Origin of the sequence: Stenotrophomonas sp. Sm6012, assembly GCF_030985895.1 — a bacterium.
Taxonomy (GTDB): Bacteria; Pseudomonadota; Gammaproteobacteria; order Xanthomonadales; family Xanthomonadaceae; genus Stenotrophomonas; species Stenotrophomonas forensis.
The window spans coordinates 79,495-90,498 of sequence record NZ_JAPTFX010000003.1; the positions used below are offsets into that span (position 1 = coordinate 79,495).

The 11,004-nt window shown below is 58.8% G+C and carries 8 protein-coding genes; 6 read left to right on the plus strand and 2 right to left on the minus strand.

Annotated elements, in window-relative coordinates; translation table 11 throughout:
- Window positions 1-132: 132 nt before the first annotated feature.
- Genes O0J73_RS01380 through O0J73_RS01390 form a run of 3 tightly spaced genes read left to right on the plus strand, consistent with a single transcriptional unit; the run spans window position 133 to window position 7,050 of the window.
- Window positions 133-2,769, plus strand: a complete 2,637-nt coding sequence (locus O0J73_RS01380; RefSeq protein ID WP_308307847.1) for an RHS repeat domain-containing protein — start codon at window positions 133-135, stop codon at window positions 2,767-2,769.
- A 13-nt stretch (window positions 2,770-2,782) separates the two neighbouring features.
- Window positions 2,783-6,796: an RHS repeat-associated core domain-containing protein gene (locus O0J73_RS01385; protein ID WP_308307848.1), complete on the plus strand. Its 4,014-nt coding sequence runs from the start codon at window positions 2,783-2,785 to the stop codon at window positions 6,794-6,796.
- 29 nt (window positions 6,797-6,825) lie between these two features.
- The gene (locus O0J73_RS01390) at window positions 6,826-7,050 is read left to right on the plus strand and encodes a hypothetical protein (RefSeq protein WP_197562831.1); all 225 of its coding nucleotides are present in this window, start codon (window positions 6,826-6,828) and stop codon (window positions 7,048-7,050) included.
- Window positions 7,051-7,575: 525 nt separating this feature from the next.
- On the opposite strand, the gene O0J73_RS01395 is transcribed toward O0J73_RS01390, so the two are convergent.
- Complete coding sequence (locus O0J73_RS01395) at window positions 7,576-8,241, minus strand: hypothetical protein (RefSeq protein ID WP_197562829.1); 666 nt, start codon at window positions 8,239-8,241, stop codon at window positions 7,576-7,578.
- A 217-nt stretch (window positions 8,242-8,458) separates the two neighbouring features.
- On the opposite strand from O0J73_RS01395, the gene O0J73_RS01400 reads away from it, so the two are divergent.
- The 3 genes from O0J73_RS01400 to O0J73_RS01410 all read left to right on the plus strand — a co-directional run bounded on the left by O0J73_RS01400 (window position 8,459) and on the right by O0J73_RS01410 (window position 10,262).
- A complete protein-coding gene (locus tag O0J73_RS01400; RefSeq protein WP_308307849.1) occupies window positions 8,459-8,812 on the plus strand; it encodes a hypothetical protein in 354 nt (117 codons plus the stop codon).
- A gap of 52 nt (window positions 8,813-8,864) precedes the next feature.
- On the plus strand, window positions 8,865-9,254 hold the full coding sequence (locus tag O0J73_RS01405; RefSeq protein ID WP_308307850.1) for a hypothetical protein: 390 nt from the start codon (window positions 8,865-8,867) through the stop codon (window positions 9,252-9,254).
- 501 nt (window positions 9,255-9,755) lie between these two features.
- Window positions 9,756-10,262, plus strand: coding sequence for a hypothetical protein (locus O0J73_RS01410; protein ID WP_308307851.1), 507 nt, complete (start codon window positions 9,756-9,758; stop codon window positions 10,260-10,262).
- 34 nt (window positions 10,263-10,296) lie between these two features.
- Here O0J73_RS01410 and O0J73_RS01415 read toward each other — a convergent pair whose 3' ends face one another.
- Entirely contained in the window at window positions 10,297-10,488 is a 192-nt protein-coding gene (locus O0J73_RS01415) for a hypothetical protein (protein WP_308307852.1), read from the minus strand.
- Window positions 10,489-11,004 lie beyond the last annotated feature (516 nt).

Consider the following 11,004-nt stretch of genomic DNA (forward strand, 5'->3'; position numbering starts at 1 on the left):
CCTGATCGGAAAATTAGTGGGTCATTACAGCTCCGCTCAATAGAGGTTTGACAACGCGAAGCTATAGGCGTAGTTCTTTGCTCAAACAGCAGCTGACTTCCCTTTCACTCCCTATCCAAGGATGTAGCGAAGATGATTTCTGCCAAGGACAGGCGGGAGGGAAAATCCCCCCGTTGTAATTATATTAATTCGCGACTTTGCTCGATCATCACGGGCGCAGCGCTTACGTTGGGGGCTGGGTTCCACGCCTCGGCGCAAGATGGGCTCTTCAATTACCAAGAATTTGAGAAGCGGATAAAGAGCGCGCAGTCGCTCGCCGCTATCTCTACCGATGAGGTGTTTGGCGATCGGACCGCAGGCTTCGACGGTAGTACGGAGTTCTTCATTGAGGACGTGTCCATTCCCGGCAACTTTGACCTTCCTGTGAGCGTCGCTCGACGCTTTTCGGTGGAGGCGACTAACCGAGGATTTCGCGATAGCGAGACCAAGGGTCTGACACTGTTCGATGATTGGGAAATCGTCGTGCCTTATATGTCGGGCGTGTGGACCAAAGGCGCTGGATGGATCACGGGTGACCAAGGGGCTCAGACCACGCAGCGTTGTTCGGTCAACACCGCGCCCTTGCTGCTGGAGACCTGGGGCTACACCGACATCGGCTTTGGCATCGATGTGAAGTGGAATGGCGGAAACGGCGAGGAACTTCTGATTGCCGATGACCCGTCCTATGCCTCTGCGCCAGGCCTTGAGGTACCCAAGTGGATGACAGCGTCCAGAGCGCGATTCACTTGTCTGTCTGCAACGCGCAACGGATACCCAGGCGAGGCGTTCGTGGGGCATACGCCCGATGGCAAGAAGTACTTCTTTGACTGGGGAGCGGAAAAGCCCTACGCCACAGCCAAGGCCGGGAGTCGCATGATGGCGCGTAAGCGCGTCTACCTTCTGGCATCGCGTGTTGAGGATCGTTATGGGAACTGGGTGTCTTATAGTTACGACGGGTACCGGCTCACCAGGATTGAGTCCAGCGATGGACGCCGGATTGACCTGAGCTACGATGGCGACGGCCGGGTGACCACAGTCACGGCCAATGGGCGAGTTTGGCGGTATGCCTATGTGGGCGATACGGAGGGAAATGACGGCGGCTTGTCCCAAGTGACACTCCCGGATGGCTCTGCTTGGACCTACAGTCATCGCGGGCGGCTTCAATCAAGCCTTCCTTTGCGTGGCGGTGACGATGGGGGCGGGTGCGAGATCCGCGCGGGCAATGCCCCTCCACCCACGCAGATGACGGTAACCTCTCCGTCAGGTGCTCAAGGCATCTTCGACTTTGAAATGGAGCTGTTTATCCGCTCTGATCCTTGCAACGGACTCCTTCCGTCGCATTACGATGCATGGTCCTTGAAGAAGCGCAGCATCATGGGGCCTGGGCTGCCTTCGATGGTGAGTACGCGAGATTACAACCTGCAGTTGCCGGGAGGCGGGCGCTGGTCCAGCCTGACCAAGCCGGATGGCACGCAGATTCGCGAACGCTATGGCGCAGATCCGGGCCTGAACGAACGAAAGCTCCTCCAAAAGCAGATTCTGGACGCGGCCGGCCAGGTGCAACGTGACGAGCTAAGTACCTACACCTTTGGTTCCGAGACAGGGCCGTTTGCCGTCCGGGTAGGGCGGTCAATTGGACTTCAGTCAGGCCAGTTCTTGGCGGGCACGCTGAGTGCGCTAAGCGAGAGCCAGTTCAGTCAGGATGGCGATACCTATCGCGTGGTCTACAGCGACTTCAATCGCAATGCCCGTCCAGCACGCGTGACTTACACCGGCCCTTCCGGATCCAAGGCCGAGATACGAGAGCATCTTGATATGCCCAACCCTTGGGTCTTGGATCAGGTGTTGAGCGTCAAGGAGGTTGCGTCCGGGAAGGTCACCACGCGATATAGCTATGACGCCATGGCCAAGCCGAATGCCGTCTATCGCGCTGGAGCGCTGCTGCAGAGTGTGACTTATGCCGCGGATGGCACGATCAGTACGGTGCGTGACGGAAAGGGAAATACGACCCAGATCCAGGACTGGTATCGGGGTGTACCGCGACTGGTCACCAATCCTGATGGCACCACCAACAGCATGTCGGCCGACGGAAACGGGTGGATCACCTCAACCACGGATGCGCTGCAGAGGACCACGTCCTATCAGCACGATTCGATGGGTCGCGTGAAGGAGGTCCAGCCACCCGTCGATGAGAACCAGTGGACCAAGACAACCATCTCGTTCCAGCAGGTCGCGGCCGATGAGTACGGCCTTTCGCCGGGACACTGGCGAGTCGATAACGCTCAAGGGGCACGGCGTCAGGAAACTTATCTCGATGCGCTTTGGCAGCCGCTCCTGGTGCGCGAATACGATGCAGACGACATCGCGGGGACCCAACGGTGGGTCAGGAACAGCTACGACAGCGAGGGTCGCCCGATCTTCACTTCCTACCCTTCAAAGGATAGCAATGTGGCGACCGGCACCTGGACTGAGTACGACGCACTTGGGAGGAAAACTTCCTCGGCCCAGGACAGCGAGCAAGGCCTGCTGATCACGACCATTGCCTACAGCAGCAATGCTACGACTACCGTCGTTGATCCGCTCGGTCATCAGACGATTACCCGGTTCGATGCCTTTGAAGGACCGGACTATGAAAAGCCTGCGCAGATCATTCGTGCCGACGGAAGCAAAGTCAGCATAAAACGGAATGCATTTGGCCTCACTACCGAAGTGGCCCAGTCCGCAAACTGAAACCACGTCAAGGATGGCATTCGTGAACACTGAAAAACTGCGCATGGCCGCGGCGGTTCTGCTGGGGCTGATGATCATCTTCGTGTGCCAGGTGGCACACGCTGACGCTTGGATTGAACTTACTGGGCCAGCCCAAATCTCCTACACGGCACCAGCAACCTATCAGTTGCAGCTCAAAAGTGGCGTCACAAGCACTGGCCCCAAAGCGGAGTATCTGGAAGACATACAGCTCACGCGCAATGGCCAAGTGATCTCCCGACTTCCGAACGGGACCTATACCGAGAACGGCCTGTCGGCGGGCACGTATCAGTATGTCTACAAGGCATTTGGCGTGCGCAACTTCAATGGCAATGAGTCTTACAGACAGCTGATCTCACCCACGATCACGGTCACGGTGGCGGCACCGCCAACCCCTTTTGACGGCGCGGAGTACGTTTCCGCAAGCTGGCCTAATTCGGCCGATAGAGGAACCCCGTTCAGCGGTACTGTCACCTTCCGGAACACGGGCAACACAACGTGGCGAGCAGGGGAAGGCTATCGACTGGGTCAGGCCGAGCGCTACGTTTCCGGCGCCACGAAACTCGGAATTGCCGAGGTTGCTGTACCCCACGACGTGGCTCCGGGTGGCACAGCAACGTTTGCGTTCAGCGGAGTAGCGGCCAGTGAAAACGGACCGACAACGCTCCAATGGCAAATGAACCGGAATGGTGCTCGCTTCGGTAGCACTAGCAGCGAGCAGATCTTTGAGACGACCGGAAGGCTCAATCGCGGCGTCATGTATGAGCAGGAGGTCCCGACCAGCATGGAGACCGGGCGGACCTATCGAGTCAAGCTGAAGTTCACCAACACGGGCAACACGACGTGGTCGGCGTCGGCGGGCTATGCATTGGGGTCCTGGAATCCCAATGACAATGTCCGCTGGGGTAGGGCGCGGGTTCCAATGCCGAATGACGTCAGTCCACAGCTGCCTGCGTTCTTTGAATTCGACGTGGTAGCTCCTTCATTGCCAGGTGTCTACAGCTTCCAATGGCGGTTGCTGGAAGAGGGCAAAGAATGGTTTGGTCGCGAAAGCGACAATGTCCAGGTCACGGTCAGCGGGCCGCCGTCCAAGGTAATCGGCAACATCGATGGTGTCACCAGCGACGGTCAGATTCGAGGCTGGGCGTGCTCGACGGGCATTGATTCGTCGATTGACATTCATGCCTACACCGGTGGAGCCGCCGGCAGTGGTGGGACGATCTTCCTGACCGGCAAGGCCGACTTGGCGAGTGAGCCGGCCGTGGCTGCGTCCTGCAACGCGGGAGGCAATCACCGCTTCTCGCTTCCAATGAGCAACGAGCAACGCCGCCAGCGTGCCGGACAACCGATCTACATCCATGGAATATCCCCCGTTGGACAACCCAACAACACCATTGACGGCTCCGGATCAGTTGTAGTGCCTGAAGCGCCCAGTGGCACGCTTTCCGCAACTCCGGCCACGTGCCAGATTGCATCGGATGCCCAGACCTGCAACATCACCTTGGTCTGGTCGGCCACGGATTCGCGCGCAGAGCTAAAGCGTGATGGCGGCTCGGTGGTAGGCAGTGGAGCCAGCGGCTCCGTTGTTGTGCCAATCGGTGCCGGAATGAGCCGCTTTACGCTCTCGGTCGCCGGCGACGCGGTTGCCACGGCAGTCGTCACCGCCAAGGCCGCTCCTGTCGTGCCCGTCAATCCAGACAATCCGGCCCCGACGGTTGCCCGGAGATACGTCTACGACGACAACCTCCGGCTATGCAAGGTCATCGAGCCAGAAACCGGGGCGACTGTGCTTGGCTACGATGCGGCCGGAAACATTGCTTGGAGTGCAACAGGACTCGACTTGCCCAGCCTGACGGCATGTGATCGTGAGTCACCCCAGATCGGTGCTCGTCGCATATCCCGCAGCTACGATTCCAGCAATCGCCTCCAGGCTGTTGTCTACCCTGATGGCCTGGGTGATCAGCAACTGGAATACACCCCTACTGGCCAGCTGAAGAGCGAACGGGTATTCAATCAGGACCGGGTGCCAGTGGTGACTACTCGCACCTACAACTCACTCGGGGCGGTGGCCAGTCAGAGCCGTGTCGTGGGCAATGCGGGCGTGAGAACCTTGGCCTTCGGCTACGACTCGCTGGGACAGCACATCCGTACCGACTATCCCGATGGCTACTCCGTCCGGCAATTCGTGAACGCCTTGGGTCAGCCGGTGCGGTTGCAGGACGGCAGTGGTGCGGTGCTCGCCAGCAACATCATCTATGCTCCCAGCGGCGAAGCCATCGCGCTTACCTACGGCAATGGCATCGTTCGTAGTGTGACTGAGAACGCGCGCCAACTGACCGGTCGCGTCGTCGACGGTGGTGTGGTCGATCTGAACTACAGCTATGACGCGGCGGGAAATATCACCCAGATCCGCGATGGAGTGCGCGGTGATTCTGGGACAATCAGCCTGGACTACGATCGCCTCGATCGACTGGTTCAAGCCGGCGCTCCAACCTATGGGGGCAATGGGCAGTACACGTTCGGCTATGACACGCTGGACAACATCGTCTCGATGCGACTGCCCGGCAAGCGCGAGCGCACGTTCCACTACGACGCCCGCAATCGTCTGGAGCTGTTGCGCGATCCAAGTGGCAATGGCGTGTCTGGCTTCTCCTATGACAGCGCCGGCAACCTGGCGGCGCGCAACGGCCAGAAGCTCACCTACGACATGGGCGGTCAGCTGCGTTCCGTGGGAGGGGCGCAGAAATACTACTATGACGGAGCAGGACTCCGTGCCTACGCATCAGCATCAGCTTCGTCGCCATCAGAGAGCCCACCCGGATTGGGCGAGCCCCCCATCACCGAGACCCATGGTTGGGATAACTCCATCCCAGGACGCAGAGGCAGTGAATTGGCTCTCTTGGCAGGTGATCTGGACCGCACCTGGCACTACTTGGTGGGCGGGGAACTGATCGAATCCACCCAGGACGGGGAAACTTCCGACTACGTCTACCTCGGCAAGCGGCTGCTGGCGATTCGTACCAACTCTTCCGCCGGTACAAAGCTCACTTACCTGCATCATGACGCGCTCAATAGCTTGGCGGCCACGAGCGGTGCCAATGGAGCGGTACTCACGCGCCACTTCTGGTCGCCGTATGGCGAGGTCGATGCGGTACCTTCTGCAAGTATTCCCGGCTACTCCGGTCATCTTGCAGATTCCGATACCGGGTTGGTCTACATGGGATTGCGTTACTACGATCCACAGTTGGCAAGATTCGTCTCTCCCGATCCATTGGCGGCCAGCACCTCCGGCGGGCCGAATTTCAACCGCTATCGGTACGCCAGCAACAACCCGTTCCGGTTCTCAGACCCGACTGGGGCGTGCGATCAGATGACCGGGTCTCATATCTGCAATGGCAGTGGTTTCGCGGGAGCCAACCTTAGTGGTGCGCCCCAAACGCCGGGCGGAGTACCCAAGCACAACCCCAACGCGACGGCCCCTGCGGAGGCAGTCAAGGCGACCGGGTTTGATGCTTTCGCGGAGTACTTCGGTGAACGGAACTGGTTCATCGGACCAGGAAGCTTGACCGATCTCGACGCGATGTCAGAAGCAATTGTCGTCCCCCTGATGAATTCGCCAGCAGGATCAACCGCGACAGGCGGTCTCAAGCTCGCCTCTGCGATGGTCGTACTGCGCGAAGCCAATGCCGCAAGGGGCGCAGCCGGTCCGGCAAGCAGCCTAGCAAATGCAGCTCTCCTAAGGATGCAGTTGAAGGCCGAGTCAGTAGCCGGCGCACTACTGCCTTCCAAGATCATCGGTTACTCTAGGCATGGGCTGAATCAGGCGATCTCTCGCGATGGCGTGGGTGTGGCGCCGGGCGCAATACTCGATGCAGTCAGGAGCCCGCTGAGCATCACCGGACAAAGTGGCGGGCGCTTCATGATGACAGGGAAAGATGCCGTGGTGATCGTCAACCACCAAGGGAAGGTTATTACCACCTGGGCAACAAACGCAGCGGGGGTTCGATGACTAGGCGTTCTGCGAAAAACGAACAACAGATGCTGTCCTTGGCCGAAAAGGTTCTTGCCGCTCGACATGCTGCACCTGTGCTTGCAGAGCGATTGGCAGGCAGTCAAGTTACGTCGGACGACCGCAAAGCGATCATCCAAGTGATTGCGGATGAATTGTGCGAAAAGGGCTTCGATAATGAATCGGAGCCCTCTGCGTACGGGCAAGAACTTGAGCGATTGATCGACTATTTGAACAGGCCGAACCTGAAGTAGCACGTCGCACTCAACTCTCGCCATCGAAGATGTCCGCTCTATCCAGCCCGAGATCGCCAATGGCGAAACGCAAGCTCAAGGCCACCCGGTCTTCGGCGTGGTCCTCATCTGGGTATCCAGCTGATGCCCAGAATCCGAGCGCCGCCTAAACAACGGCTGGGAACAGTTACGAAATGCCAAGGGCGATCGGCTGCGCTGCCGCGAGCACTGAACCGGGGCTGTAAGGCGCCCCCCCCTACGGAAGCACCTCACACGCGCTGGCGAGGCGTCGGCCCCGGTACCGGTGCCGGCAGGACTGCGGCCACTGGATCGGTGTCAGGGCCAGCCATCGCCCTGGACAACCGCCGTTGGCGACGCGCCATCAATGTGGCTACGTCGATCACTATCAAAGCCCTTGAGGGCCGCTTGAGCTTTGTGGGGCAGGGCGAATCCAACTGCCAAACACAGCGCAATTCCGCCATCAGCACACCAGGGCTAGTGGCGGGTTGTCGTGGGGACATTAAGAAGGAAATTGTCGTGCAACAGTCAGCCAGCCCTGTCCCGAAGCTCTTCAGCCAATTCCTCGAACTTCGCAAAGTTGCCTTTCACGGTGCCCGCTGTTTCCGAAAGTCCGACGAGAAAAGAGTTCGAGTTCGGGTTGCAGTCATGCGTCACATCATCGTCGCCAAGGAACATGTCGGCCACCAACTGGAACTGGACTATGTTCGCCACCAGCCGCCTCAAGGCGATAGCCGACTCCCTATCCAGGATTCGATAGTCCTCGCTATCGAAAGAAAAGCTGGATGTTGCTGCAACCAAAGCACGAACGGTCCCCTTAGCTACGTAGCCCGAGCCAAAGTTGGGCTTCCCATCTTTCTCAGCCTTTCTGAAAGCACGATCTATGCGAAGGCAGGTCTTTGCCTTGTCGATCACTGCATTGATCGCTGCCTTCCGACGCTCTTCCCGCTCGCGATCCTCCTTGTCCGCACTCACGACACTGCGGCGGTGCGCCTCGGCGGTGAGTGCGAGTGCTCCCAATCCGATTACCCAAGCGCCGTAGGCAGCAGCCCAATCTGCTTTGCTCCCAGTGTCATCACCGGGAAGCTCCCAGCTCAATCCCACGCTAAACCAAACAGCCGCCGCTCCAGCGCAGAAAGCAACTGCAACGATCGCCGCGAGGGCTGGCGTCGATACCTCCATCTTCTTCCCCATACCGCTCTCCGTAGCTCATCTATGGACAGGCGAATTCTGGCATGCCCGAGCCCCAAATTGCCTTCGCCCTGTTGAGGGCCATTCTCGGGGGTGTTCTCGCTGGTGCTCACCCACAACGTGCTGGGCTACATCGTGGGCGCCGTCGTGAAGTCGGTCAGTACAGAGCGGGATTGACCACCCCAAGCTCGACGCGCTGGGGTCCGATCAACGGTATTCCGTGCGGTTCTATGCGGCCACTGGCACCGGCAAATACGAAACGGTGGGCACAGAGGTCCGCAAGTACGATCCGGCCATTTGGGAGCTCTACCACGGCCTGCAGCCGGGCATTGAGTCCAATGACGTGTACAAGGGCAACACGCGCACTCTGTGGAAGACGCTGCGCGGTCCAGCAATCCTTATGGCGCTCGCGTTGATTGTCGGCGTCGTGATGCTGGGGCGGCTCTTCATCGCAGATGGCACTACGGTGAGCGGACAAGATCAAAGGCGTTGTTGCCTCGCAGAAGGCCGCGATTCCGGCCATTGCCCACGCTCCCGGCGCTCAGCCTGCAACGGTGGTGACAAAGGTGGCTGAGCCTGCGAAGGAGAAAGAGCGCCTTCCAGCGGGCGTGCAGTACGTGCTAGACATGACTGCCAATGCCAGGGAGCGGCATGCCGGCTGGCATGGGCAGCGCGACATTGTGGAGTTTCGTGCTACAGGCGGCGGTCAGGCGCTTGATCGATTCACCACTGAGCAGTTGTGGGCGCTTGGGTGGTCGGTTACGCGTACCGAATTTGGCGTGCTACTGAGCGCCAAGGGGCACGAGATCATCGCCACGACTTGGTCCGTGGACCCGTTTGGCGAGCAGTCCGATGCTACGACCGCGCGCATAAAGGCTGCGGCGGGGTCGCCTGTGACGAGCGCAAGCGAGACACAGCCGACCACCGCCGCGGCGAACGGGAGCACCCTAATTGCAGTTGGGAAGCGCCCCTTGGGCACGTTCCCCGAATCGCCGCCTTATCCGACCAGTTTCTGAGGCGTGATGCGTCACGCAAATAGCCTGTATCGAGTACTATCCCTCAATCCAACGGGGGCGAAATGGACATTCGATCAGGCCTAGTTCTGGCTCTGCTGTTGCTGTCGGCGCCGATGCATGCGCAACAACTACACTCCGCAACCGGCCCGCAGCCGTTGCCCAGGTACACACCGCCAGCGCCGAAGGCGAACAATCTTGGTGCTGAGCCGCTCAAATGCCGGCGACACGTCGATCCGCGCATTCGGCTCTATTGCGCAGAAATTGAGCGATCCCTGATACAAGGGGAATCGCGTCGTCAAGGCACACCAACGCCATCGAGCGAGATCGTTCGCATGCCAGCCTACGGTGGCGCCGAGGCAAAGCAGCTGGGTACCGCCTGCATGGGCGGCATTGCAATGCGCCGTCTAAACAACGGCTGGGAACAGTTGCGAAATGCCAAGGGTGAATGGGTGCGTTGCCACGACCAGTAGTTAGCCGTTTTCACGAGAGTAGGGGGCTCATATGGAATCTGAGGTTGTTCTTGGCGTAGTGACTGGCGTATTGACAAGCGGCCTATCCGGTCCATGGACCGCCATTGATCTGAATGAGAGTGCTGCAATCAGATTCAGCATGGATCTCAAGCAGTCCGCACACGCCCTGCGCGGCACCTGCATGATGGAGCTCTATTCAACGGATAACGAGTTCAAGGTCATGCTTGATGTGACTGGCGACCTGTGGGAGGGCTACATCAGCCTTACTCTAAAGCCGGAAAACCGAAAGATATCCTCATACTCCGTTGCACTACTTAAGGTTGCAGGTGGCGGCATGGCGTTGGTCGGCGGCCATCTTTTCCGCAACGTCAACGATGAGAAGGTTGACGACATGATCGTGAGTTTTGTCCGTGGATCTGGCAACAGACATCACGTGATCGCTTTCAACGAAGCGGCAGCCAAACTTCAAACAGCGTACGCAAATGGTCCAGCGCGCCCCCCAGAGCTGTCTGCCGCACCGAAAACGCCCGGCCTCTAACGCATTGATTTTAGAAGATATGGATGGGGTGAGCTTAGCCTCTTCCTGGCAGCTTCCGTCCACCAAAGATGCCCGATATTTCCGGAAGTCCACCAAAGATGCCCGATATTCCCGGAAGTTCACCAAAGATGCCCGATATTCCCGGAAGTTCACCAAAGACGCCCGGCATTTCCAAAAGTACATAAATAACGCCCAACAGTTCCGGAAGCCCATAAAACACGCCCACGACTGCCGGGGGTTCATTAGAATTGCCAATTAGCCCACGCGGCGGCAAAGCCTCCCCTTGTGTTGCGTACTCGCATGAAGGCTACTGCCGTTCGCAGTCCGGCACGAGACAGTGCCGTTGCCCCAATGATGGCAAAAATTGCTAAGAACTGCCTGCCTTAGGATTTCTACTGGATTCTAGCTGTTTTTCGAGGTGTCACCCAGGCGACCCGGACTTCTCTCAAGGAACGGGCGGAACCCTGAAGCTCGATGACCGGATACCCACCTGAAGGCAGTACATCCTTCGGATTCAGCTTGAACACCCTTGCAAGCGTCAACGCCAAGCCTTCCTCATAAGCGGTTGCCAGAACCCACACAAGCGCGTCGACCAAGGCGGATCTTCCCTTAATGCTGTCCAATACCGAAGCGACGATTACGGAAGGGGACCTATCCGGCTTGTCTGACCTGCCCCCCGTTTTCCGGGCCAACCTGATCTTAGTAGAGTCCGTCTCACAAGAGGACGGACATGAAGAAGCGA

Coding starts and splice junctions, on each gene's coding strand:
- O0J73_RS01390 (WP_197562831.1), top strand. CDS start 6,826: ATGCTGTCCTTGGCCGAAAAGGTTCTTGCCGCTCGACATGCTGCACCT.
- O0J73_RS01410 (WP_308307851.1), top strand. CDS start 9,756: ATGGAATCTGAGGTTGTTCTTGGCGTAGTGACTGGCGTATTGACAAGC.
- O0J73_RS01380 (WP_308307847.1), top strand. CDS start 133: ATGATTTCTGCCAAGGACAGGCGGGAGGGAAAATCCCCCCGTTGTAAT.
- O0J73_RS01385 (WP_308307848.1), top strand. CDS start 2,783: ATGGCATTCGTGAACACTGAAAAACTGCGCATGGCCGCGGCGGTTCTG.
- O0J73_RS01405 (WP_308307850.1), top strand. CDS start 8,865: ATGACTGCCAATGCCAGGGAGCGGCATGCCGGCTGGCATGGGCAGCGC.
- O0J73_RS01395 (WP_197562829.1), bottom strand. CDS start 8,241: ATGGGGAAGAAGATGGAGGTATCGACGCCAGCCCTCGCGGCGATCGTT.